The organism is Sinorhizobium sp. BG8, from assembly GCF_016864555.1.
Lineage (GTDB): Bacteria > Pseudomonadota > Alphaproteobacteria > Rhizobiales > Rhizobiaceae > BG8.
In genome coordinates this window covers 3713203-3737757 of the sequence record NZ_CP044011.1, presented here as the reverse complement: position 1 = coordinate 3737757, position 24555 = coordinate 3713203, and the positions used below count along the sequence as shown (strand labels likewise).

Below are 24555 nucleotides of genomic sequence, written 5' to 3'. Positions count from 1 at the left end.
GCCGCCCGATATCAAAAATGGCGGCACCTGCGCACAGCGGGGCGGGGCGCGGCCATGGCCTTCGGCTTGCCGGATTGCTTGCCGGCCTTCTTGCACTTGGCGTGGTGGCTGCAACAAGCATCCTCGTCGGCGCAAAACAGATCGCGCCAGCCACCGCGCTTCAATCATTGACCGCCTTTGATGCCGATCTGGTGGAGCACGTGGTCATTCGTGACTACCGCTTGCCGCGCACGCTGCTCGGGTTGCTTGCCGGCTCGGCCTTCGGCGTCTCGGGCGCGCTGATTCAGGCCGCGGCGCGCAACCCGCTTGCCGATCCCGGTATTCTGGGCGTCAATTCCGGCGCCGCATTCTTCGTGACGATCGCGGTCGGCCTTCTCGGTCTTCGCTCGATCGAGGCCTATATCTGGTTCGCTTTGCTGGGAGCATTCGTGGTGACGATGCTCGTCTATGCGGTCGGATCGTCGGGAAGGGAGGGGGCCACGCCTGTTCGCCTGCTCCTGGCCGGGGTTGCGATCTCCGCAATGCTTGGCGGCATCGGCTCGGCGATCACGCTGCTCGATCCCCAGGCGTTCGACAGCATGCGCCATTGGTCGATCGGGTCGCTCGCCGGACGCGATATCGGTGTGGTCACCGCGGTCGCTCCGTTCATCGCGGCCGGACTGGTCCTGGCATTCGTCGTCGCCCGATCCCTCAACGCGATGGCGCTCGGTGACGATCTCTCGCGCGCGCTCGGTGCCCGGCTCGTCCGGGCGCGTGTTCTCACCGTCATTGCCGTAACCCTCCTGGCCGGAGCCGCAACGGCCGCCGCCGGGCCAATCGCCTTCATCGGGCTCATGGTCCCGCACGCCGTCCGGTGGTTTACCGGGCCGGACCAGCGCTGGATCGTTTTGTACTCGGTAGTCTTTTCCTCGATCTTCCTACTCGTTGCCGATGTGGCCGGCCGACTGGTGGTTTCGACGAACGAGCTGGAGGCAGGCATCGTTGCGGCCTTCGTCGGTGCACCGGTCCTGATCGCCCTTGTCCGCAGCCGGAAGGCGCGAAGCTTATGACCGGTCTCGAGCAAAGTGCGGGCGCATCCTTGCAGGGCAGCCCAGGAGGCGCCTGCGGGCGTAAGACATTCGTTCTCCGCCTTCCCGTGGCGGATATTTCCGCCCGCATCGACATACGAAGCTTCCTTGCCGGTGCGTTTCTGCTGGTCCTGATTGCGGCGGTTGGCGCGGTCGCTCTTGCCAGCGGTTCGCTTTCCATTCCGGTTGACGATGTCTTCGGCGCACTTCTCGGTGGCAGCGACGAAAGGATCCGAATGGTCGTCGTCGAATGGCGGCTCCCGCGCGTGCTGCTGTCGATCCTGCTCGGCATGGCGCTCGGGACGAGCGGCGCGATCTTTCAGTCGCTGACCGGCAATCCCCTGGGGAGCCCCGACATCATCGGCTTTTCCGCGGGCTCACACACCGGAGCGCTGGTCGTCATGCTGCTCTTTGCCGGCGGTTACTACGAGACCGCGGCAGGCGCGATTGCCGGTGGCATCGTTGCCGCCATTGCGGTCTATCTCCTGGCGTGGAGGGGAGGCATTCACGGGTTCCGGTTGATTGTCACCGGCATCGGTGTTTCCGCCATGCTCGGGGCCGCGAATCTCTGGATGATCCGCCAGGCAGATCTGCAGATCGCATTGGGTGCGGCCTTCTGGGCCGCGGGTTCGCTGAACGGTCTCGGTCTCGACCAGCTGCGCCCGGTCGCCGCCACCCTTCTCATTCTGCTGCCGGTCACGATCCCGCTCGGGCGCAAGATGCGCCAGCTGGAGCTCGGCGATGCGCTCGCCCGCGCATCGGGCGTCGACGCGGACCGCACACGGATCGCGCTCATGTTTGTCGGCGTGGCGTTGACGGCGACGGCGACCGCGGCGGCAGGCCCCATAGCCTTCATTGCCCTCGCGGCCCCGCAGATCGCAAGACGCCTGACGGGGGCGGCCGGCGTGACGCTGCTATCCTCCGCGTTGACGGGCGCATTGCTGCTCGCCGCCGCCGACTGGGCCGCCTTGCACGCTTTCGGCGTCCAGTTGCCGGTCGGTATCATGACGGTATCGATCGGCGGGATCTATTTCCTTTGGTTGCTCCTGCGGGAGGTGAGAACATGAGCGAGTACGTCCACCGCCTCCATGCGCGAGGCATCACGGCCGGTTATCACGTACGGCCTATCCTCGCGGAACTCTCGGTTACCATTCCCGACAATTCCTTCACGGTGATCATCGGTCCGAACGCCTGCGGCAAGTCCACGCTGCTGCGCGCTCTCTCGCGTCTGCTTTCGCCGTCTGCCGGTGCCGTCCTGCTCGATGGCAGGGACATTGCAGCTTATCCGGCGACGGAGGTTGCGCGTCGTCTCGGGCTGCTGCCGCAATCGGCGATCGCGCCTGATGGTATCCTGGTTTCGGACCTCGTCGCGCGCGGGCGTTTTCCCCACCAGTCCTTCTTTCGGCAGTGGTCGAGGGCCGATGAGGAGGCGGTCGCTCGTGCGATGGAGGCGACGGGTATCAGCGATCTTGCTGCACGATCCGTCGACGAGCTTTCTGGCGGCCAGCGCCAGCGGGTCTGGGTAGCGATGGTGCTTGCGCAGGAGACGCCGCTCCTGCTCCTCGACGAGCCTACGACCTTCCTCGACATCGCGCATCAGATCGAATTGCTCGACCTCTGCCATGACCTCAACCGCGGAGGCGGACGCACGGTCGTTGCCGTTCTGCACGACCTCAACCAGGCCTGTCGCTACGCGTCCCACATGATCGCCATGCGCGATGGCGCAATCGTCGCCGAGGGAAAGCCGAGCGACATCGTTACTGCCGAAATGGTCGAAAGGGTGTTCGGGCTTTCCGCAGTCATCATCGAGGACCCGGTCTGCGGCACGCCTCTCGTGGTGCCACGCGGGCGTCGAGAGGCGGTCACCAGCGCTGCGCTCTCCGCATAGCGAGTATACCGGCTTGCCGGTTGCTTCCATGCCGAAATGGCGTACAAGCTTCCCGGATCTCCTTTCCAGCGCCGATCGTGCGCACATTTCCTGAAATCCGGAGTATTTTCATGACCAACACCTCGCACGCCTATGGCGACACGAACCTTTTGATCAACGGCGAATGGCGGGCCTCCTCCGACGGACAGGCGATCCCGGTCATCGATCCGGCAACGGGCGAGGAAATCGGCAAGGTGGCGAAGGCTACCCGCACCGACCTCGACGCTGCGGTTGCCGCTGCTGATGCCGGCTTCAAGGTCTGGAGCGCGATCTCGGCCTACGAACGTTCGAAGATCATGCGCCGCGCCGCCGATATCCTGCGTGAGCGCAGGGACCGCATCGCTGTGCTCATGACGCGCGAGCAGGGCAAGCCGCTCGCCGAGGCTGCGGGCGAGATCGCTGCGGCGAGCGACTTGATCGAATGGTTTGCGGAAGAGGGCCGGCGCACCTACGGCCAGGTCATTCCGGGCCGCAGCACCAACGTCTCGCAGACCGCGATCAAGCTGCCAGTGGGGCCGGCTGCCGCCTTCACCCCCTGGAACTTTCCGATCAACCAGATCGTCCGCAAGCTCTCCGCAGCCCTTGCTGCCGGCTGCTCCATTATCGTGAAGGCGCCGGAAGAGACGCCGGCGTCGCCTGCGGAACTGATCCGTGCCTTCGTCGATGCGGGCGTGCCCGCGGGCGTGATCGGGCTCGTCTTCGGTGTGCCAGCGGAAATCTCGGAATACCTGATCGCCCATCCGGTCATCCGCAAGATCTCCTTCACCGGCTCCACGCCCGTCGGCAAGCAGCTTGCCTCGCTCGCCGGCCTTCACATGAAGCGCGCGACGATGGAACTCGGCGGCCACGCACCGGCCATCGTGCTTGATGACGCGGATGTCGCGAAGGCCGTGAAGGTCCTTGCCTTCTCGAAGTTCCGCAATGCCGGCCAGGTCTGCGTGTCTCCGACCCGTTTCCTGATTCAGGACAATGTGTTCGACCGGTTTCTTGACGGCTTCGTTCAGGCAGCGAAAGCGATCAAGATCGGCAACGGTCTGGAGGAAGGGGTTACCATGGGACCGCTCGCCAACGAGCGCCGCATTCCCGCCCTGGAAGGCCTGATCGCAGACGCCGTCGAGCGCGGGGGTAAGCTTGTCACTGGCGGCCGCCGGATCGGCAACAAGGGGAACTTCTTCGAGGCGACCGTCCTCGCCAACGTGCCGACGGATGCGCGGGTAATGAACGAAGAGCCTTTCGGGCCGCTTGCGATCATCAATCCGGTCGCCAATCTCGAGGCTGCCATCGAGGAGGCGAACCGCCTGCCGTTCGGCCTGGCTTCCTATGCCTTCACGTCCTCGATCGAGAGCGCGCAGGCCCTTGCGACACGCGTCGAGTCCGGCATGACCACGATCAATCACAACGGTCTGGCGCTTCCGGAAGTCCCCTTCGGCGGCATCAAGGATTCGGGCTATGGCAACGAGGGCGGCTCGGAGGCGATTGAAGCCTACCTCGTGACGAAGTTCGTATCGGTCGTCTGATCGCGGACTTAGGCTGCGCTGCCCCTCAGCCGAGCGGGCGGCGCAGGCACTATGCCCTGCGAGCATGCCGGGCATTCGCATCGCGATATAGCGCCGCGATCAAGGGCATTCGCCTCGCGCGCTTCAGGTCAATGTCTTGACGTCTGGCCTTTTCTGGAAACCGGTGGCCTTTTCCGGAGGATGCACTATCGCACGTCTCTCATGTGGCTTTCGACGCTGCGCAGGTGTCGCCGCATGGCGTCAGCCGCCGCTGTTCCGTCACGCTGGGCGATTGCCTCGACGATCTGCGCGTGTTCCGCGAAGCTGTGGTGATCCGGCGGCGGGCGCACGGGAGTGTCGCGAAGCCTTCCCCACGTGACCGCGCGGCGCACAGCGTTCAGCGTATCCAGAAGTCCGAGAAGAAGCGAGTTCTGGGAGGCTTCGGCGATCGTGCGGTGCAATCTATTATCCCACTGCTCGTATTGCCGCCAGGTGGGAGCTTGCTGAGCCTTCAGCATGCAATTGCGCAACTCGGCAATCTGCCCGGCGGTGGCATTGAGTGCCGCACAGCGCGCAACTTCCGGCTCGAAGGCGATGCGGGCGCCCATGACCTCGATCGGATTCGTCCGCTGCACCATGGCGTTGATGTCCGCGACCGTGTCGATCGGCCGGTCGCCGGTAAAGGTACCCTTGCCGACATGTCGCCACACCACGCCTTCCGCCTGGAGGGTTGCCAGCGCCTTGCGCAGCACCGCGCGCCCAATGTCGAGCGACTGCGCCAATTCCCGTTCCGGGGGAGGCGTCCATCTTCCGGCAATTCGGCGCTGGCGAGGAAGTCCTTCAGCTTTGCCAGTACGAGTGCGTCTTGGTTCTCTTCCATCAGTTTCCAAAACCAATTTCGAATTGGTTTAGGTATATGTTGGCGAGTTGCCGCTGTCAATAGAGTCCTTTGGTTTGGCCGAGAACGCATCAGTTAACCGGCTATCATTCTGATAATACGTTGTATTATTCTCTTGTTGTGGCTGTTTCTAGATCTTTCTCGCGCGTCCATCTCGCACATGCAGTAGAGAAATTGGTTGACACATATTTGAATTAATAGAAGATTGGTTTTCAATTGGGTTCTGAGGAGGGCCCATTGATGGGAGGAAATGAACATGGAGAAGCTTGCAAGTAGAATTCGGGCGTCGGCATCCGCCGTCGCCCTTTGTGTTGCCTTCGCATTGCCGGGGGTTGCTCATGCGGACCCGATGCGCATTGCATTCGGAGACATTGCCACGGTTGAATCCCTGCACCTGCTCGTCGCGCTCGAGCGCGCGAAGGAGAAGGGCGTCGACATAGAGGTGACTTACCTCAAGAGCGAGGACATCGCGGCGCAGGCCGTCGTCAGCGGGCAGGCCGACATCGGGATCGGCGGTCCCTACGCGCTCTTGCAGAAGGTCAAGGCGCCAATCCGCATTTTCATGCAGCTCAGCAAGCTGCAGTTCTATCCCGTGGTCAACAGCGAGTTCTACAAGGAGTGGAAGGATCTCGACGGGCAGGAGATCGCCGTCCATTCGCGTGGATCGGGTACCGAAGCCATCATGCAGCTCATGGCCGACAAAAACGGCATCAAATATTCGAACATCGCCTACGTTCCGGGTGCCGAAGTGCGCACCGGCGCGCTGCTGCAGGGCAACGTCAAGGCGACGATCGTCGATTCCTCCGGCAAGCGCGTCCTCGAGGATCAGGCGCCGGGCAAGTTTGCCTTCCTGCCGCTCGGCGAGGTGAGCGCGACAGACGAGGCGCTGTTTGCCAATACGGACTATCTTGCGGCCAATCCGAAGGACGTGGAGACGCTCGTGCAAAGCATCGTGGAGACATGGCGCGAAGTTGCAGCCGACCCGAAGTCGGTCATCGCCCTTCGCGAAAAGTACAAGCTTCTGCCGGATGCGACACCTGAAATGGTCGCGGACATCGAGCCTTACTTCACCGAGGCGGCACCCAACATCCCTCTGAACGGCGGGGGAGAGGACGCGGCTCGGGACGATTTCGAGTTCTACACCGTCTCGGGTGCTCTGACGGGTGAGGCCAAGGATCTCAAGGTCGAGGACTTCTGGGACCTCACGGCACTCAACGCCGTCCTCGCCAAGGCAGGCACGAAGTGACATGCAGATGACCGCATCACCTGCAAAACTCGACGACGCGCTCGGAGCCCGCAAGCCGGCTCCAGCCACCGTCGGAGAGACTATCCGGAGGATTGCCGCCGAGCGGCGATCCTTTTGGGTCGTGCTCTCGCTCGCAATCCTGTTCGGTGCCTGGGAGGTTGCCGGGCGAATCCCGATCAGCTTCGCCTTTCCGACCTTTCTGGAGACGGTCGCGGCGTTCGGCGAGATGGTCATGGACGGAAGCATGGGCTGGGCCTACTTCCTGACGCTCCAGCCGCTGCTTCTCGGTGTCGCAATCTCGGCGTTCTTCGGCATCGCGCTCGGCATCGTGATGGGGCTTTCCGACAAGGCCGAATGGTTGCTGGCACCGGTCTTTATCGTGTTGCAGGCGGCGCCGATGGCCGCGCTGGTACCGCTCGTCACCTTCATCTACGGCATTGGGCTGACGGCGAAGACGCTCGCGGTGATCATGCTTGCCCTGCCGGTGATCGTACTCAACTCCTACAAGGCCGTTCGTCACGTCAATCCGTCCCTGGTCGACATGTGCCGCTCCTTCCAGGGCACGCGCCTGCAGCAGATTTTCAAGATCATCATTCCGGATGCGTCGCCGGTCCTGTTCGCCGGGCTGAGACTCGGCATCGCCGCGGGCTTCATCGGGGTGATGCTTGCGGAGTTGCTGATCACGCCGACCGGCATCGGCGATCTCATTACCTACCACCGCTCGGTCGCCAATTATGCACACATGTACGCGGCGGTCGCTTCCATCATCGCAGTCTCGACGCTGACGCTCGCCGGCCTGCAATACGTCGAAACGCACTTCCTGCGTCCTGAAAAGAGGAGAAGGTGACATGGCGAATGCTGCTCTGGCACGCACAGGCAACCTTAAGTCCTCGACGAGCAACAACTCGATCGTCGAGGTTCGGGAGATCTGCAAGAACTATGGCGACCTGGAGGCGTTGCGTGGCATCAACCTCGAGTTCGAGCGCGGCAAGCTCACCACGCTTCTCGGTCCGTCCGGTTGTGGCAAGACGACCCTGCTCAAGATCATCGCCGGGCTTGTTCCGGCAAGCTTGGGCGAAATCCGCATCAACGGGCGGGCAGTGACGGGACCCGGGCCGGAGAGGGCCTTCGTATTCCAGGATTTCGCGCTCATGCCCTGGGCCACTGTCCTGCGCAATGTCGCGTTCGGGCTTGAGCTCAAGGGAGTGGATTTCACTGAGCGCAACCGCGTCGCCCGGCGTTACATCGAGCAGGTCGGTCTCGCCGGATTCGAAGACAAGTATCCGCACGAACTGTCCGGCGGCATGCGCCAGCGGGTGGGCATCGCCCGGGCCTTCGCTGTCAACGCCGACGTGCTGCTGCTCGATGAGCCGTTTTCCGCCGTCGACGAGCAGAACCGTCGCAAATTCCAGGAGGATCTTCTGCGGCTGGTCGAGCTGGAGAAGAAGACCTTCATCTTCGTCACGCATTCGATCGAGGAGGCGGTCTACGTTTCGGATCGCATCGTCCTGCTCTCGCCGCGGCCGGGCCGCATCTCCCAGATCATCGATCCGACGATCGATCGTTCAGCCTCGCCGGACGAGATCCGCCGCGACGCCGGTTACCTCGACGTCGTGGAGGAGATCTGGCAGGGGCTGCGGCAGTATGCGGAGTAACGATCGATGATCCTCTACGGTATACGCATCCCCATGATGGCGTCCCTGATTGTCTGGGCACTCGCATGGGAGCTCGTCGGCAGGCTCGACGTCATCTTTCTCATCCCGCCGCTGACATCCGTTGTCGCTGCAGGTATCGACCTCGTCCGCACCGCATCGTGGCAAAGCGCGACTCTGGTCACGCTGCGCTCCTTCGTCATGGGCATGGCTCTGGCGATCGCAGTCGGCATACCGCTCGGTGTTCTCATGGGGCGTATCCGGGTCGTCGACAACATCTTCGGCCTTTGGGTGAACATGTTCGTCAGTGCCCCGCTCTCCGCACTCGTGCCGATCCTGATGATCCTGTTCGGCCTCGGCGAGACCACCGTCGTCGTGACGGTCTTCCTCTTTGCCGTGTGGATCATCGTGCTCGACGCCAGGGCAGGGGTCATGCAGGTTCCGGCCTCTCTCATCGAGATGGGCCGAAGCTACGGCGCCTCGCAATGGACGATCTTCAGGAAGATCATCCTTCTCTCCGCACTCCCCGAGATCCTTGCCGGTATACGCATCGGCCTGATCCGCGGCGTGAAAGGCGTTGTCATCGGCCAGATCCTCGTTTCCGTCATCGGCTACGGGGAACTCTTTGAACTGTACTCCCGAAGCTTCGACATGGAACGCTTCTGGGCTCTCACCCTCCTTCTGTTCGCGGCGGCAATGGTGCTTTCCGCGACAGTGGAACTCTTCGAAAAACGCATCGAATATTATGCAGGAGCACGTTGATGAACGAGATGCCTCATCTGAAAAACTATGTCTTCACCCCGGCACCGGTGCCGACATTGCCGATTGCTGGAAGCGAAGCGCTCTTCCCCGTTCACCGCATCTATTGCGTCGGACGGAACTTCGCGGATCACGCCATCGAAATGGGGCACGACCCGAACAAGGAACCGCCTTTCTTCTTCCAGAAAAATCCGGACACACTGGTTCTGCCGGGCAAGGACTTCCCCTATCCGAGCGCAAGCAAGGACGTTCACTTCGAAATCGAGCTGGTCGTGGCGCTGCACAAGGGCGGAACGAACATTCCGGTCGACGAGGCACTGGATTACGTCTTCGGCTATGGTGTCGGCCTCGACATGACGCGCCGTGACCTTCAGGGAGAGGCGAAGAAGCTTGGACGTCCCTGGGAAACTGCCAAGGCGTTCGAGGCATCGGCCCCCTGCAGCGCCCTGCACACTGTCTCCGAAGTCGGGCATCCGACCGAAGGCGCGATCTGGATCAAGGTGAACGGCGAGACCCGCCAGAGCGGCGATCTCAACCAGATGATCTGGAAGGTTCCGGAGATGATCGCCTACCTCTCGCAGCTGTTCGAACTCAAGGCCGGCGACCTGATCTTCGCGGGCACGCCGGCCGGCGTCGGCGCGATCGTCAAGGGCGACGAGATGGTCGGCCACGTGGCGGGCGTCGGCGATATCAAGGTTTCGGTCGCCTGAGCAGGCAGGGGCGCGCGATCCGCGCGCCCCTCCAAATTCGAGAGGTCACCCGCGGCCACCCTCGGCCGTTTCGATCATTCCTGTCCGCTCTGGATCCGTCATGCCAGCCTCCCTCACGCTCCTCACCACTTTCGCCCTGGTGCTCGGCCTTGTCGGCTGCGTGTCCGGTTTCCTGGCAGGCCTCCTTGGGGTCGGCGGCGGCATCGTCGTGGTGCCGGTGCTCTATCATGTGCTGGCGGCATTCGATGTCGATCCGGCGCTGCGCGCGCACATCGCGGTCGGCACATCGCTCGCGACCATCATCCCGACTTCCTTCCAATCGATCCGGGCGCACAATGCACGGGGTGCCGTCGATCGCGACCTGCTGAAACTATGGGCGCCGTTCGTTGCCGTCGGCGTCGTGGTGGGCGTTCTCATCGCCGCCTATGCATCCGGAGGGATCCTGACGGCGATCTTCGGTGCCGTGGCTGCGTGTGTCGCCCTCTACATGCTCTTCACGCCGGAAGGCTGGCACCCGATCGCGGGCCTGCCGGGGCGTCCCGGGCAGGCGGCGATGGCAACTACGATCGGGACGATTTCCACGCTCATGGGCATCGGCGGCGGCACGCTGACGGTACCCACACTGAGCATCTGCAGCTATCCGGTTCGCCGCGCCGTCGGCACCGCGTCGGTGATCGGCCTGATCATCGCCCTGCCGGGTGCCATTGGCTATGTAATCAACGGCTGGGGCAAGGCAGGGCTACCAGCTTTCTCTTTCGGCTACGTCAATCTCGGGGGACTGGTCGCCATCGTATTCACAAGCATGTGGTTCGCACCCCTAGGCGCGCGTACGGCGCATACGATCGAGCCGCGCACATTGCGGATGCTGTTTGGCGTCTTTCTGGCGATCACTTCGGTGAAGATGCTCGCCGATACCTACCGCATCTACTTCTGACCTGCCGGGCGATGGCGGCGACCGCCACGAAAGCGGATCAATAGGTCGCCCGTCCACCGGACAGATCGAAGACGGCAGCGGTGGTGAAGCTGTTTTCCTTCGATACCAGCCAGGCGACCATCGCCGCGGCCTCCTCGACCTCAAGAAAGCGGCCACGCGGAATGCGCGAGCGCATGTATTCGATGAATTGCGGCGTCAGCTGCTCGAGGATCCGGGTCTCGGCGGTTGCCGGCGTGATGCAGTTGACCGCGATATCGTAGCCCGCAAGCTCCTTGCCGAGCGACTTCGTCATGCCGATCACGCCTGCCTTTGAGGCCGAGTAGGCGGCGGCGTTGGGATTGCCTTCCTTGCCGGCGATCGAGGCGATGTTGACGATGCGTCCGTAGTTTCGTTCCTTCATGCCGGGTACGATGGCACGGCAGACGAGGAAGCTGCCGTGGAGGTTGATGTCGATGATCTTCTTCCAAATGGCGATGTCGTAGCTGTCGAGCGGCGCGGCGGGGCCGGCGATGCCTGCGGAATTGACGACGACCGATATCGGCCCAAACCCCGCTTCCGTCGCAGCCAATGCGGACTCTACCTGATCCCAGTCGGAGACATCGACCGTGACGCTCCGAGATGCCGACCCGAGTTCCCCTGTCGCCTTTTCCAGAAGCGGTGCGTCCATGTCCCAGAGCGTTACCTTGGCTCCGGACGCGATCATGCGCTTGGCCATCGCGAAGCCCAGCCCCTGTGCCCCGCCGGTGACAACGGCGTGCTGTCCAGCTAGGTCGATGCTGTTCACATGTTGATTCATCTTCTTAATATCCTGATCAAAAACAGATGGTTATTGCTATTCTTTCACGGCGCCGGTCATCGAGGACACATAGTAGTCGACGAAGAAGGAGTAGAGGATCACGACGGGGAGCGAGCCGAACAACGCACCCGCCATCAGGGACCCCCATTCGAACACGTCGCCACGCACGAGCTCGGTCAACACGCCGACCGGCACTGTCTTGTTCTCCGAGGATTGGATGAAGGTCAGCGCGTAGATGAATTCGTTCCACGAGAGCGTGAAGGCGAAGATGCCTGCCGATATCAGGCCCGGTACGGCGAGCGGAAGGATGATCCTGATCAGGATCTGCCAGCGGGTCGCGCCGTCGACGAGTGCGCTTTCCTCCAGTTCGAACGGAATCGATCGGAAATAGCCCATCAGCAGCCAGGTGCAGAAGGGTATGAGGAAGGTCGGATAGGTGAAGATCAGCGCAAGCTTGGAATCATACATGCCGAGCTTGAAGACGATGAAGGCAAGCGGGATGAAGAGGATCGACGGCGGCACGAGATAGGCAAGGAAGATCAGCAGCCCCACCGGCCGCGATCCCGTAAAGCGCACGCGCTCGATTGCATAGGCACCGAACACGGAGGCCGCAAGCGACAGGAAGGTCGAGCAGACGGCAACCAGCATCGTGTTCCACAGCCATCCCGGATAGGAGGTTTCGAAGAGCAGATACTTGATGTGGTCGAGAGTCGGTTCCACGACCCAGAACGGGCTGAAGTTGTTGTAATCCGTCAGCTGCGCGTTCGGCTTCACCGCCGTGATCGCCATCCAGTAGAAGGGGAAGAGCAGCACGAAGACGAAGACGGCCATGGGCAGGTAGAGCACCATGATCCGGCGGGGGAGGCGATTGAGATAGCTCATTCCCTCCGCATCGTCGGTCAGCGTGTCGGGCTGGATTTTTGCGGTCGTGGTCATCGTCATTCTCCCGGTATCAATCCTGGCCGCCCTGCTGCCATTTGCGGCGCTGCAAACCAAAGAAGCTGAACATGATGGCGGCGAGCAGGAAGGGGATCATGGCGACGGCGATTGCCGCGCCTTCGCCGAGCTGGCCGCCCGGAATGCCGCGCTGGAATGAAAGCGTCGCCATCAGATGGGTCGCGTTGACCGGACCGCCCTTGGTCAGCACGTAGATCAGCTGGAAATCGGTGAAGGTGAAGAGTACCGAGAAGGTCATGACGACGGCGATGATCGGCGTCAGCATGGGCAGCGTCACGAAGCGGAAGCGCTGCCAGCTCGTGGCGCCGTCCAGCGAAGCTGCTTCCTGGAGCGATGCGGGGATGGTCTGCAGGCCGGCGAGCAGCGAGATCGCGACGAACGGAATACCGCGCCAGACGTTCGCGGCGATGACCGACATGCGGGCGTTGGTCGGATCGCCGAGGAAGTTGATCGGACCGTCAATCAGGCCGAGCCGCATGAGCGACCACGATATGATCGAGAACTGGCTGTCATAGATCCACCAGAAGGCAAGCGCCGAAAGAACCGTCGGCACGACCCAGGGCAGAAGCACGATGGCCCGGAAGAAGGATTTGAACGGCAGGTTCTCGTTGAGCAGCAGCGCAAGCCAGAGACCGAGCGCGAACTTCAGGATCGAGGCGACGATCGTGTAGAGCAGGGTGTTGAACACAGCGAGCCAGAAGACCGAGTCGCGGGCAAGGAACTGATAGTTCTCCAGGCCGATGAAGATGCCCTCGCGCCCGATGCGCGTATCGGTAAACCCCAGCCAGACGCCGAGGCCGAGCGGATAGGTCAGGAAGCAGATCAGGAAAACGGCCGCCGGCAGCATGAAGAGGAAGCCGAGCATGTTACTGTTCTGCATGATCGAGGCCGCGGCGGACGGGGGCTTCGCGGATGGCACGGTGGTCATCGGAGATCTCCAGCTGGACGGTGCGCCGGGTGCTCGGGGTGGCAGGGATTCCACCTGTCACCAAAGGCATTGTCCGGCGTGACGGGGAAGGCGGGCGGATGTTTTGCCCGCCTTACGATGCGTGTGGCCACTAGACGCGGTAGTAGCGGTTCGCCCTGCGTTCGGCTTCTGCCATGGCGTCTTCCGGCGACATCTGGCCGGTAACCGCGGCGGCGAACATGTCGACCAGCACGTAGTCGGCCATGACGCCCGCGGAAGCGTAGCCGAGCGGACCAGCATAGCCGTTCGGCCGCAACGTTTCCGAGGCGCGCGCATAGGGCGCGTGGATCGGGTCGGACGTCCAGACGGGGTTGTCGGCGAAGGCCTTGAGAGGCTGGCAGCAATAGGCGCTTGCCCCGGTGATCCACGCGTTCATCTGGTCGGCTTCCATCATGAACTTGATGTATGCCTTGGCCGCTTCGGGATACTTGGTGTGGCTGAACAGGAGCAGCGAGCTGGTCTGATGCAGTTCGACGCTTTGACCGACAGGTCCGATCGGGAAGTTGGTCGTGCGGATGTCAGCCGCGATCTCGGCAAGGGCCGGATCCTTCTTCGCGGCGTAGTAGACCGAAACGCCGTTTGCGATCAGCGAGACCTGGCCCGCGAGGAAGGCGCGGTTGTTGTTGATGTCCTGCCAGCTCTCCGTGCCGGGGATGAAGGTTTCGTAGAGGGCCTTGGCGTAGTTGATCGCCTTCAGCGTCTCCGGGCTGTTGATGACGACAGCACCGCCTTCGTCCACCATCTTCCCGCCGTGGCTCCACAGCAGCCAGTGAGCGTAGTTGTTGCCATCACCGACCGCCTTGCCGTGCGGGAAGCCGGCGGGCGTGCCCTTCGCCTTCATGGCCTTGCAAAGTTCGAGCAAGCCATCCGTGTCCTTCGGAAACTCGCTGAAGCCGGCTGCCTTCACGTGGCTGTCGCGATAGACGACGGCGTTGCCGATTGCGGTCAGCGGCATGGCGATGAACTTGTCGTCTCTCGAGGCATAGCCCTTCATGCCGTCATACCAGCCGCCATACTTGCCGCCGAGATAGTTGGCGAGCTCGGTGAGGTCCACGAGCTTGTCCGGATACTGGTGCGCATCGTCGAACCAGCACATGACCAGGTCCGGGCCCGAGCCCACGTTCGCGGCCACGGCTGCCTTCGGACGAATGTCCTCCCAGCTTTCCTTGTCGATGCGGACTTCGACCCCGGTGGCCTCGGTGAACTTGGCGGTATTGGCGAGCCAGGCGTCCTCGTCGCCCTTCACGAACGGCGTCCAGCGCAGCAGACGAAGGCTCGCGCCCTCTTCCGGCTTGTAGACGGGCTCGGCGGCCTGGGCAAAGGTCGGGCGAACGCCGAAGCCGACAAGGCCGGCCGCGGCCGCGGAAGCTGCAAGAAAATCACGTCTCTTGATGGTCATTATGCTCCTCCTTGAAATTACGGGAACATGTCGTTCCGGCATCTACCGTCCCGTTTGGCGGATGCGGGGCAGTGGCTCCCGGCTACGCCGGAAACGGCCACCTCGGCGGCCCAGCACGCGAAAGGCTCCTCTTCCTTCGCGCAAGGGGACCGGAGAGGCGGTAATCACTCGAACAGTCGTCTTCCGCTGTCTGCGTCGAACAGGTGCACATGGTCCGCATCGATGGCGAGGCGAATGGTGTCGCCGGGGCGCGCGTTGATGCGTTCGCGGAAGATGCACGTGACGTCCGTGCCTCCGAACCGCACGATCATCTGGGTCTCGTAGCCCGTGGGTTCGATTACAACCACCTCGGCGGGAAGGCCGTCCGCGGCGATCGTCATGTATTCGGGCCTGAGGCCGTAGACGAGCTCGCGCCCGCGTGCTTCGGCTGATGGGCGCGCGACCGGCAGGACCGTGCCATCCGTAGCGACGAAGCGGTTCGGGTTCTCCGAATCGAGGCGTCCCTTGATCATGTTCATGGCGGGCGAGCCGATGAATCCGGCGACAAAAAGGTTGGCCGGTCTGTCATAGAGGTCGAGCGGCGCACCGATCTGCTCCACCACGCCGTCGTGCATGACGACGATCTTGTCGGCCATGGTCATCGCTTCGATCTGGTCGTGCGTGACATAGACGGTCGTCGTCTTCAGCCGCTGGTGGAGTTCCTTGATTTCGGCGCGCATGGCGACCCGGAGCTTGGCGTCGAGGTTCGACAGCGGTTCGTCGAAGAGAAACACCTGGGGGTCGCGTACGATCGCGCGGCCCATGGCGACGCGCTGGCGCTGACCGCCGGAGAGCTGGCGCGGGTAGCGGTCAAGCAGCTTGGTAAGCCCGAGGATCTCGGCCGCCGCATTGACGCGCTTGTCCATCTCCTCCTTCGACGAGCCGTTCAACATCAGCGAGAACGCCATGTTGTTGGCCACCGTCATGTGCGGATAGAGCGCATAGTTCTGAAACACCATCGCGATGTCGCGATCCTTCGGCGGCAGCGTGTTGACGACGCGACCGCCGATGCGGATCTCGCCTGCCGAGATGTTCTCGAGGCCGGCCAGCATACGCAGCAGCGTTGACTTTCCGCATCCCGAAGGACCGACGAGAATAACGAATTCGCCATCCTCGATTTCGATGTTCACGCCCTTGATGACGGGAAACGCACCGAACGATTTCCGAACATCAGCAAAGTCGACTGCTGCCATGTGAGTTCCTCCCAGAACCTTGTCCCTGTCCGGTCCGTGTTCGCGCCGGCGCGCCTCCTCCAGCGCTTTCTGCCCGCGCGAACCCGATCCGGGTTCAATTCCTGCCGGTGCCGCTAGCCGCGGCCGACCAGCGGCATCTTCGTCGCCATGACAGTCATGGTCAGAACGTTGGCTTCCAACGGCAGTCCGGCCATGTAGACCACCGCCTCGGCGATGTATTTCACCGGGATGGTTGGTTCGGTCGCGGTCTCGCCATTGGCCTGCAGCACGCCAGAGCTCATCTTCGACGTCATGTCTGTGGAGGCGTTGCCGATGTCGATCTGCCCGCAGGCGATGTCAAACGGGCGGCCGTCCAGCGCGGTCGACTTGGTCAGCCCGGTGATCGCGTGCTTGGTTGCCGTATAGGGCGCGGAGTTCGGCCGTGGTGTCGTCGCCGAAATGGAGCCGTTGTTGATGATGCGCCCGCCGCGAGGCGACTGCGTCTTCATGAGCTTGAAGGCCTGTTGCGTGCACAGGAAGGCGCCGGTGAGGTTCGCGGCGATCACGCTGCTCCACTGCTCGAAGCTCAGCTCCTCCATCGGGATCGCCGGAGCGTTGGAGCCGGCATTGTTGACAAGAAGGTCGAGGCGCCCGAACTCCTTGTGGATCTCGTCGAACAGGGCCGCGACCTGGTCCGGGTTGCCGATATCGCATGCGATCGCGCGAACGGTACTGCCGCTCCCCTTCGCCATTTCGGCCGCAGCCGTTTCCAGTACTTCGCGCCGCCGTCCGGTTATGACGACGACATAGCCTTCCGCGCTCAGCGCTTCCGCAATGCCGCGTCCGACGCCGGTGCCGCCGCCGGTAACCAGCGCGATACTGCCAACGCCCTTGCCTGTCGCCGTTGCCATCTCAGAAATTTCCTCCAAGTTCGTCGTCTATGTGGATTCGAATGATCTCGTCGAAATTCGACTCCGCCGTAAATCCCAGTTCCCTCGCGCGCCGCGCATCGAAATCGGTCGCCCAGCCGGAAACAATCCTGCGGATCACGGGATCGGGTTCGCGCCGGATCAGGCGTACTGCCTTTTCGCCGGCAACGCGCCGGAGTGCCTCAATCTCCTCGCCGACGAGCGCGGAGAGACCGGGCATGGTGAGGTTGCGCCGGGGGCCAATCTTCGCCGTGTCGATGAGGGCCGCGTGCAGGAAGAACCCCACGGCGGAGCGTGGGCTGGCAAACCAGTGACGCACGCTCTCATCGACCGGCAGCACCGCTTCCTGACCTGCCAGCGGCTCTCTCAGGATGTTCGAGAAAAATCCGGAGGCTGCCTTGTTTGGCGTGCCCGGCCGGATGCAGATCGTCGGCAGGCGAATGCCGATGCCGTCGAAGAACCCGCGCCGGGTATAGTCCGAGAGCAGCAGTTCGCAGATCGCCTTTTGCGTGCCGTAGCTCGTGAGCGGTGTGGTGAAGAACTCGTCGCCGATCTTCTCGGGGAAGGGCTCGCCGAAGACGGCGATCGACGAGGCGAAAATAACGCGCGGCTTGTAGGGCTCTCTCCGCCCCTCGTGGCGGATCGCCTCGAACAGCGCACGCGTGCCGTCGAGGTTGACGCGATAGCCTTTGTCGAAATCGGCCTCGGCCTCGCCGGATACGATGGCAGCGAGGTGGAAGATCACGTCGGGACGGGTTGCGATAAGGCGCGCTGCCGCATCGGCGTCGGAAAGGTCGATCGCCAAGGCGGCGGAAACGCCTGAAAGGGCAGGCGGGATGGTTGGCGGGATCACATCCACCAACGTCAGCCGATCAATCGGCTTACCGAATGAGTCGGGCCCGGCGGCAAACGCTTCGACCAGCTTGCGGCCTACCATTCCCGCGGCACCTATCACCATAACATGCATGCGCGGCCAACCTCCCAGTTGTAAGTCCGCAAGAGCGGATCAGCGTGTCGAGTTGATTTCCTTCACCTTCGCCCGGTTTTGCCCGTCCTCCGCGAGCAATTCGCGCGTCGTCTCGTAGATGCGCATCAGGTGATGCCGGAATGCGGCCACGACCGCTTCGCGGTCCCGCCTTCGAAGGGAATCCACGATTTCGCTGTGGTCACGATAGCTGGCGGCGATCGCACCCGGGCGCGACATGGCGCTGCGACGGTGGTCCATCATGTAGGTGTAGAGGTCTGTCACGAAATCGGAGAGAAGGGGGTTCCCGCAGGCCCGGTAGATGGCGAGATGGAACTCCCTGTCGCAGATCAGGAAGCGCATGGAATCGTCGCCGCCCAGTCTTTGCGCTTCGAGCAGGCTGTCGAGCTTGGCGAGCGTTTCCTCGTCGATTCTCTCCGCCGCGTCGCCCACGATCTTGAGTTCGATATGGAGGCGGGCGGCATGAACGGAATCGAGGTCGTAGCTGTCGATGGCGTTGGGGGTCGCGATCGTCACCGTCACGTGGCTCAGATCGACATTGGCCACCCGTGTGCGGCTGCCCTGCGACACCTCCACTATTCCGCGGGCGGAGAGCGTCTGGATCGCTCCACGAACCGTTTCCCGGCTGACATGCAGAACATTTGCGAGCTCCCGCTCGCCGGGCAATTCATCGCCGGGCCGCAGCATGTTGGTGGCAATGAGCACCATCAGCTTTTCAGCGATCAAGTCACGGGCCGTGCGTCGGTCGAGGCTGTGCCCGACCTTTGGCATCTGCGTGAGTATCGGACTTCCGTCGATCACAGCTCGCCCCTAACTGACCCACTGGTTGGTCCACCAGATCAGTTGCGATTGAATTGGCAAAGGCATGATGAGTCAATGCAAGTTCGTCGCGGCAGCGCATCAATTAGCTTTCCGACGTTTGTGCGCCGCAACGGTCCTTTCACTCCCCGAAATTCGGCGAGCTGCCAAGAAGCGAAAAATAATCCGGGCGAATGTCTGTCCAGCCGATCCTGCTGCGTCATATGGACAGCGAGGCGCTCACGCCTCCGCAATCAAGGGAGAAGAGACGATGCGCGTTATGGTTCTGGTAAAGGCGTCGAAGGAAAGCGAAGACGGAATTATGCCCACGACCGAGCTTCTCGAGGCCATGGGCAGGTACAACGAGGAACTGGTCAATGCCGGTATTCTTCTTGCCGGCGAGGGTCTGCATCCTTCTTCCAGGGGAAAACGGATCGCCTTCGACGGACCGAACCGCACGGTCATCGACGGTCCCTTCGCGCAGGTCGGTGAGTTGGTTGCCGGCTTCTGGCTGTGGGAGGTCAAGGACATGGAAGAAGCGGTTGCCTGGGCCAAGCGCTGCCCCAATCCGATGCCCGGTCCGAGCGAGCTCGAAATTCGCCGTGTATTCGAGGCGGCCGACTTTGGCGACGCCCTGACACCGGAGGTGGCGGCGCTGGAAGATCGGCTTCGCGAGAAGGTCGCAAGTTCGCGGTCATAGTCCCCCGGAGAGGGCTCCCGCGACCAGCCGGACCGCCTATGCTGCGGAGCTCCTGACATATGCGCGCCAGCCGCCATAGGCCGTGATGTCCTTGGCGCCATTCAAAGCTGCCGCCTCCACCAGGAAACCCTTGGCCGAAGTGCCGTCGGCAAGCGAGATGGTTCCGATGCCAAGCGGAGAGGGAATGGCGGCAACGAACCGGCCGAAGGCCTCGGCCGTCAGTTGCCAGACCTCTACGTCGATCATCGCACCATCGGCGCCGGCGGAGCGGATGAGGCCGGGCTTTGGCGGGCTCGTGCCGGCAAGGGCGTAGAGCCTGTATGCCTTGGCGGTCTGTGCGACGCGCGAAAAGCGGGCGCCGAGGCCGCGCAGTTCGGCGTTCAGCGGCATGCCTGAGAGATGGGCGCCGACGACAACGACGTCGACCAGATCCCCGGATCGCGGTGCGGCCGCCTTCGGTTTCTCGGGCTGCGGCCAAACGGTCGCCCCGAGGGCGAGTTCACTCGCGCGGTGCAGTTCCGCGGCGAGAGAAGCCGAAAGGTCGTCCTTTCCGGCAGGCGCAAGTAGCGTGACACTCGCGGGCAGGCCATCTGTGCGGGCCCCGGTGGGGACCGCTATTCCGCACATGTCGAGCAGGTTCACGAAGTTGGTATAGGTCCCAAGCCTCGAGTTTTCCCGGATCGGCTCCGCCTCGAGATCGGCGAGTGTGTAGTGGGTCGGTGCCGTCGGCACGCAGATCAGGTCCACGGATGCAATGAGCGGGGCGACCTTTCGCCTTAGCGCCTGCAACGCATAGAAGCCGTTGAAGGCATCCGCGGCGGAGAGCGTCTTCGCTGCGCCATAGATCTTTCGCGTCACCGGATGAAAGCTCGACTCGCTCATGTCGAAGAAGTCCTTCACAGCCGCGTAGCGCTCGGCGACCCAGGCGCCTTCATAGAGCAAGTTGGCGGCGGCATAGAAATCGGTGAACGGAAGTTCGACAAGTCGATGGCCCATCGCCCGCAGGCGCGAGAGCGCGCTTTCGTAGGCCGCTTCCATCGCAGCGTCGCCGAAAAAGTGCCAGTCGGTCTTCGCCGGAACGCCGATGGCAAGGACTGGCGGGACGGGGTCGCGGTAAAATGGTGCGAATTCCCGGGAGTAGGGATCCGATGTATCCGGCTTTGCCGCTATCGAGAAGACGCTCCAGGCATCGTCCACCGTCAGCGCGAAGATCGAGACGCAGTCGAGGGTGCGGCAGGCGGGGATGACGCCCGCGGTGGAGATCGCACCGGCGCTCGGCTTCAGGCCGACGATGTTGTTGAGCCCGGCGGGTATGCGGCCGGAGCCGGCCGTGTCCGTGCCCAGCGCAAAGCTCACTATGCCGTGTGCCGTCGCAACTGCCGAGCCCGAGCTCGAACCGCCGGGCACGAGCCGTGCGTCGATCGCGTTGCGAGGAACGGGGTAGGGGGTGCGTACGCCGACGAGCCCTGTCGCGAACTGGTCGAGATTGGTCTTGCCGATCACCAGGGCGCCGGCCTCCTTCAGAAACCGGACGACCGTCGCGTCGGTGTCGGGTACATAGGCATAGTTCGGGCAGGCGGCCGTGGTCGGCATGCCTGCGACGTCGATGTTGTCCTTGACGGCGAAAGGGATGCCCCAGAGCGGCCGAGAGGTCGTGTCAAATGGACCGAGTGCGGACGCATCGTCCATCAGTTGCTGCCGGTCGGCGAGATGCAGGAAGATGCCGGCGTCATCGACGGCGGCGATGCGCGCAAACACGATGTCGACCATCTCGCCGACGCTCCATCCCGCTTTGTATGCACGGTGCAGCGAGGCAATGTCGAAAGCCTGTTCCTGTGTCATGCGTCAGTCTTCTCCTTGCAATATTCTGACCGGCCGATCCCATTGGATCAACACCACGCATCCGGTATCGCTCCAGACGGAATGTTCCGTGCCCTCGTCATTGACGACATAGGATCCGACGCCGTAGTCGCCCGCCTCGTCGGATTGCGTGCCGTGCAGCACGAAAATGGTCTCGAGTCCCTCGTGACGATGCCGGGGCACGGAGGCACCAGCTTCGTATTTCAGGAGGGCCACGCCCGGCCGGTCCTCCGAAAAGTGCTTGATCCAGTGGATCGTCACGCCGTCTCGAAAACCTTCGAATTCGAGTTCGCGCCAGCCGCCGTTCGTCAGTCTTTCTCGCGTTGTTTCAGGCACGGTGAAGCCCCTCGAGCAGGTCGTCAAGCGAGGCGGTCCAGCCGACGATCGCGCCCTGTGCGCGGATCATCTCGATCGCAGCCGCCTTGAACTCCGGAAAATAGCTTTCGGTCGCCTCCTCGACCAGAATGCACTCGTAGCCCCGATCGTTCGCCTCGCGCATGGTCGTCTGTACGCAGACTTCCGTCGTGACGCCTGCAAAGACGAGCTGACCGATGCCGCGCTCCTTCAGTATTTCGCCGAGCGGGGTTGCATAGAACGCTCCCTTGCCCGGCTTCTCGATGACCACCTCGCCATCGACGGGGGCGAGCTCCGGCAGGATGGCCGTACCCGGCTCGCCGGCGATGAGGATGCGCCCCATCGGCCCGTCGTCGCCGATGCGAAGCGAAGGCGATCCGCGGTCGCGCTTGGCGGGCGGAAGGTCCGAGAGGTCCGGCCTGTGGCATTCCATCGTGTGGATTACCGGCAGCCCGGCACTGCGGAACCCGTCGATCAGCCGCTTGACGTCGGGGACGATCTTCGCCACGCGGCTGACATCGTTGCCGAGGCTCGCGCCGAAACCGCCCTCTTCGGCGAAATCGCGCTGCATGTCGATGACGACGAGTGCGATGGAGTCACGTTTCAGCGGGAACGCGAAAGGTTGTGCCTTGATATGCTCCATCAGTGGTGACCCGCCATATGCGCGCCGATAACCGAGATGTCGGCATCTCGGATCGGCGTTTCGTAAACGAGCCTGCCGTCGGACATCACCATGATGCGATCCGACATCTCCATCAGTTCGTCGAGATCCTCCGAAAGCAGCAATACCGCGGTTCCTGCATTGCGGGCCTTCATGATGCGCGCCCGGATCTCGGCGACTGCGGAGAAATCGAGGCCGAAGCAGGGGTTGGAGACGATCAGCAGATCGACCTCGCCCGTCAGTTCGCGCGCCAGCACGGCCCTCTGGACGTTCCCGCCGGAAAGAGCGGCGATGGGGGAGGATGATGATGCGGTCTTCACCTTGAAATCGGAGATGAGCGCGGCGGCGCGCTTTCGCATCGACCGGCCGTCGAGCCAGATGGCGTCGCCGCCGGTTTTGGCCACATCGAAGGTGCGAAAGGCGAGGTTCTCCGTGACGCTCATTCGCGGGGCGCAGGCATTGTTCAGCGGTTCTTCCGGGATGAAGCGGACGTTGTTCGAGCGCGTTTCCGGCCGTGTCGCGCCATAGGGCCTGCCTTTGACCGAAACCTCTCCGGACAGCGTCTGGCGCTGCCCGGCCAAGATCTCGGCAAGCTCCTTCTGGCCATTGCCGGAAATTCCGGCAATGCCGACGATTTCCCCGAGCGCACGACGAGTTCGGAGATGTCGATCGACTTCAGACCGGAACGATCGGGCGCTCGCACGTTCTGCACCGCGAGTACCGGCGAGGCTTCATGGGAAACGGGGAGGCGGGTGTCGAGCTCGGCGAGCTTCACGTCTCCGATCATCATCGCTGCCATGTCCTTGGTCGAGAGCTCGGCGACCTTTCCGGTGCCGGTGAGCTTGCCCCTGCGAAGGACCGAGACGGCGTCCGCGAACTTCGTCACCTCATGGAACTTGTGGCTGATCATCAGCACGGTCAGTTCACCGCGCTCCGTCAGGCCGCGAACGAGGCCAAGCATGTCGTCCGCTTCCGCCGGGGTAAGCACCGAGGTCGGTTCGTCGAGAACGAGGAAGCGCCGGCCGAGATACAGCTGCTTGACGATTTCGAGCTTCTGCTTCTCGCCGGCTGCAAGTTCGCTGACCGGCCGGTTCAGCGGGATGTCAAAGGGCATCGTCTCCATGAAGGCAGCAAGCGCCTTCTTTTCCCTTGCCCAATTGATGACCGCCGGGACCTTCGCCCGGCTTATCACCAGGTTCTCGGCTCCGGTCAGGGAGGGAACAAGGGTGAAATGCTGATAGACCATGCCGAGACCGTGGCCCGCGGCATCGCGCGGCGAGGCGATCGCCACCTCCCTGTCATCGACCTGGAGCTGGCCGGACGTCTGGTGGTAGAAGCCCATGATGCACTTGACGAGGGTCGACTTGCCGGCGCCGTTTTCGCCGAGAAGTGCATGGAACGAGCCGGCCGGCACCTTGATCGAAACGTGGTCCAGCGCCGTGAAGGAGCCGAAGCGCATGGTCATGTCGACCGTCTCGATACCGACTGCGGGAATGGATTTCGAGGAAGGGATCTCGCCGACGATCATGGCAGTGCACTCACGAGGGACGTGGAGTTGGAAACCGAGCCGAAGACGCCGCCCTGCATCTTCACCATCTTGATCGCCGCGAGGTGGTTGCCGTAGTCGGTGGCTCCGCAGCAATCCTCCAAAAGCAGGCACTCGAAGCCGCGGTCATTGGCCTCGCGCATGGTTGTCGATACGCAGACATCGGTGGTGATACCTGTGAGGATTATGTTCTCGATGCGCTTCTGGTTCAGGATCAGCTCGAGATCGGTGGCGCAGAAGGAACCCTTGCCGGGCTTGTCGATGATCGTCTCGCCCTCGATCGGGTAAAGCTCGGGGATGATGTCCCAGCCGGGCTCACCGCGAACAAGGATGCGTCCGCAGGGGCCTGGGTCGCCGATGCCAGCATTGATGCGTCGCGAGCGCCAGCGCTTGTTGGCGGGCAGGTCCGCAAGATCGGGCCGATGACCCTCGCGGGTGTGGATGATATGGTAGCCCTTGGTGCGCATGGCGGCCAGGACCTTCCTGATCGGCTCGATCGGCGCCTGTACCAGTGAGAGGTCGTAGCCCATGTGATCGACATAGCCGCCCTTGCCACAGAAATCCGTCTGCATGTCGATGATGATCAGGGCCGTGTTGTCAGGTCTGAGATTGCCGTTGTAGGGCCAGGGGTAGGGGTCGGCGTCGACGTAGCGGAGCGCCTGGTCTGCGGCGGCAAGGGGGGCGAGACTGTTCATGACGGGTC

Annotated in this window: 24 protein-coding genes and 1 pseudogene; 11 read left to right on the top strand and 14 right to left on the bottom strand. The window is 62.9% G+C overall.

What is annotated here, in order from left to right:
- Positions 1–17: 17 nt before the first annotated feature.
- The 4 genes from F3Y30_RS17535 to F3Y30_RS17520 all read left to right on the top strand — a co-directional run bounded on the left by F3Y30_RS17535 (position 18) and on the right by F3Y30_RS17520 (position 4511).
- Positions 18–1049 carry an iron chelate uptake ABC transporter family permease subunit gene (locus F3Y30_RS17535; protein WP_203423979.1) on the top strand — a complete coding sequence of 344 codons (1032 nt, stop codon included), beginning with the start codon at positions 18–20 and terminating at the stop codon, positions 1047–1049.
- A complete protein-coding gene (locus F3Y30_RS17530) occupies positions 1046–2134 on the top strand; it encodes an iron chelate uptake ABC transporter family permease subunit (protein WP_203423978.1) in 1089 nt (362 codons plus the stop codon). The genes F3Y30_RS17535 and F3Y30_RS17530 overlap by 4 nt, the downstream gene beginning before the upstream one ends.
- A complete protein-coding gene (locus F3Y30_RS17525; RefSeq protein WP_203423977.1) occupies positions 2131–2955 on the top strand; it encodes an ABC transporter ATP-binding protein in 825 nt (274 codons plus the stop codon). Before F3Y30_RS17530 ends, F3Y30_RS17525 begins: the two co-directional genes overlap by 4 nt.
- A 110-nt stretch (positions 2956–3065) precedes the next feature.
- Positions 3066–4511, top strand: coding sequence for an NAD-dependent succinate-semialdehyde dehydrogenase (locus F3Y30_RS17520; protein WP_203423976.1), 1446 nt, complete (start codon positions 3066–3068; stop codon positions 4509–4511).
- A gap of 185 nt (positions 4512–4696) precedes the next feature.
- On the opposite strand, the gene F3Y30_RS17515 is transcribed toward F3Y30_RS17520, so the two are convergent.
- A complete protein-coding gene (locus tag F3Y30_RS17515; protein ID WP_348649849.1) occupies positions 4697–5272 on the bottom strand; it encodes an FCD domain-containing protein in 576 nt (191 codons plus the stop codon).
- Positions 5273–5644: 372 nt separating this feature from the next.
- Here F3Y30_RS17515 and F3Y30_RS17510 point away from each other — a divergent pair, with 372 nt between their 5' ends.
- The 6 genes from F3Y30_RS17510 to F3Y30_RS17485 all read left to right on the top strand — a co-directional run bounded on the left by F3Y30_RS17510 (position 5645) and on the right by F3Y30_RS17485 (position 10689).
- On the top strand, positions 5645–6634 hold the full coding sequence (locus F3Y30_RS17510) for an ABC transporter substrate-binding protein (protein WP_203423975.1): 990 nt from the start codon (positions 5645–5647) through the stop codon (positions 6632–6634).
- A gap of 1 nt (position 6635) precedes the next feature.
- Positions 6636–7481: an ABC transporter permease gene (locus F3Y30_RS17505; protein ID WP_203423974.1), complete on the top strand. Its 846-nt coding sequence runs from the start codon at positions 6636–6638 to the stop codon at positions 7479–7481.
- A gap of 1 nt (position 7482) precedes the next feature.
- Complete coding sequence (locus F3Y30_RS17500; protein ID WP_203423973.1) at positions 7483–8289, top strand: ABC transporter ATP-binding protein; 807 nt, start codon at positions 7483–7485, stop codon at positions 8287–8289.
- Between the two features lie 6 nt (positions 8290–8295).
- Complete coding sequence (locus F3Y30_RS17495) at positions 8296–9048, top strand: ABC transporter permease subunit (RefSeq protein WP_203423972.1); 753 nt, start codon at positions 8296–8298, stop codon at positions 9046–9048.
- Positions 9048–9755, top strand: a complete 708-nt coding sequence (locus F3Y30_RS17490; RefSeq protein ID WP_203423971.1) for a fumarylacetoacetate hydrolase family protein — start codon at positions 9048–9050, stop codon at positions 9753–9755. Before F3Y30_RS17495 ends, F3Y30_RS17490 begins: the two co-directional genes overlap by 1 nt.
- Before the next feature lie 100 nt (positions 9756–9855).
- On the top strand, positions 9856–10689 hold the full coding sequence (locus tag F3Y30_RS17485; RefSeq protein WP_203423970.1) for a sulfite exporter TauE/SafE family protein: 834 nt from the start codon (positions 9856–9858) through the stop codon (positions 10687–10689).
- Positions 10690–10726: 37 nt separating this feature from the next.
- Here the strand turns inward: F3Y30_RS17485 and F3Y30_RS17480 are convergent, their stop codons facing one another.
- The 8 genes from F3Y30_RS17480 to F3Y30_RS17445 all read right to left on the bottom strand — a co-directional run bounded on the left by F3Y30_RS17480 (position 10727) and on the right by F3Y30_RS17445 (position 18731).
- The gene (locus tag F3Y30_RS17480) at positions 10727–11473 is read right to left on the bottom strand and encodes an SDR family NAD(P)-dependent oxidoreductase (protein WP_203426664.1); all 747 of its coding nucleotides are present in this window, start codon (positions 11471–11473) and stop codon (positions 10727–10729) included.
- Between the two features lie 48 nt (positions 11474–11521).
- Positions 11522–12421 carry a carbohydrate ABC transporter permease gene (locus F3Y30_RS17475; protein ID WP_203423969.1) on the bottom strand — a complete coding sequence of 300 codons (900 nt, stop codon included), beginning with the start codon at positions 12419–12421 and terminating at the stop codon, positions 11522–11524.
- Between the two features lie 16 nt (positions 12422–12437).
- Entirely contained in the window at positions 12438–13370 is a 933-nt protein-coding gene (locus F3Y30_RS17470; RefSeq protein ID WP_203423968.1) for a sugar ABC transporter permease, read from the bottom strand.
- Between the two features lie 130 nt (positions 13371–13500).
- Entirely contained in the window at positions 13501–14808 is a 1308-nt protein-coding gene (locus F3Y30_RS17465) for an ABC transporter substrate-binding protein (protein ID WP_203423967.1), read from the bottom strand.
- Between the two features lie 164 nt (positions 14809–14972).
- Positions 14973–16040 carry a sn-glycerol-3-phosphate ABC transporter ATP-binding protein UgpC gene (gene ugpC / locus F3Y30_RS17460; protein WP_203423966.1) on the bottom strand — a complete coding sequence of 356 codons (1068 nt, stop codon included), beginning with the start codon at positions 16038–16040 and terminating at the stop codon, positions 14973–14975.
- A 113-nt stretch (positions 16041–16153) separates the two neighbouring features.
- Positions 16154–16930 carry an SDR family oxidoreductase gene (locus tag F3Y30_RS17455; RefSeq protein ID WP_203423965.1) on the bottom strand — a complete coding sequence of 259 codons (777 nt, stop codon included), beginning with the start codon at positions 16928–16930 and terminating at the stop codon, positions 16154–16156.
- Between the two features lies 1 nt (position 16931).
- Positions 16932–17915 (bottom strand): D-erythronate dehydrogenase, encoded by a 984-nt coding sequence (gene denD / locus F3Y30_RS17450; protein WP_203423964.1) that lies wholly within the window; start codon positions 17913–17915, stop codon positions 16932–16934.
- A gap of 39 nt (positions 17916–17954) precedes the next feature.
- Positions 17955–18731: a FadR/GntR family transcriptional regulator gene (locus F3Y30_RS17445; RefSeq protein WP_203426663.1), complete on the bottom strand. Its 777-nt coding sequence runs from the start codon at positions 18729–18731 to the stop codon at positions 17955–17957.
- Between the two features lie 271 nt (positions 18732–19002).
- Between F3Y30_RS17445 and F3Y30_RS17440 the strand changes: the two genes are divergently transcribed.
- Positions 19003–19431 carry a YciI family protein gene (locus F3Y30_RS17440; protein ID WP_203423963.1) on the top strand — a complete coding sequence of 143 codons (429 nt, stop codon included), beginning with the start codon at positions 19003–19005 and terminating at the stop codon, positions 19429–19431.
- Positions 19432–19467: 36 nt separating this feature from the next.
- Here F3Y30_RS17440 and atzF read toward each other — a convergent pair whose 3' ends face one another.
- From atzF to F3Y30_RS17415, 5 genes and pseudogenes are all read right to left on the bottom strand, one after another.
- Entirely contained in the window at positions 19468–21273 is a 1806-nt protein-coding gene (gene atzF, locus F3Y30_RS17435; RefSeq protein ID WP_203423962.1) for an allophanate hydrolase, read from the bottom strand.
- A 3-nt stretch (positions 21274–21276) separates the two neighbouring features.
- The gene (locus F3Y30_RS17430; protein ID WP_203423961.1) at positions 21277–21627 is read right to left on the bottom strand and encodes a cupin domain-containing protein; all 351 of its coding nucleotides are present in this window, start codon (positions 21625–21627) and stop codon (positions 21277–21279) included.
- A complete protein-coding gene (locus tag F3Y30_RS17425; RefSeq protein WP_203423960.1) occupies positions 21620–22288 on the bottom strand; it encodes a cysteine hydrolase in 669 nt (222 codons plus the stop codon). The genes F3Y30_RS17430 and F3Y30_RS17425 overlap by 8 nt, the downstream gene beginning before the upstream one ends.
- Positions 22288–23834 (bottom strand): annotated as a pseudogene (locus F3Y30_RS17420) (ABC transporter ATP-binding protein). The gene F3Y30_RS17425 and the pseudogene F3Y30_RS17420 overlap by 1 nt, the downstream one beginning before the upstream one ends.
- Entirely contained in the window at positions 23831–24547 is a 717-nt protein-coding gene (locus F3Y30_RS17415; protein WP_203423959.1) for an isochorismatase family cysteine hydrolase, read from the bottom strand. The pseudogene F3Y30_RS17420 and the gene F3Y30_RS17415 overlap by 4 nt, the downstream one beginning before the upstream one ends.
- Between the last annotated feature and the right edge of the window lie 8 nt (positions 24548–24555).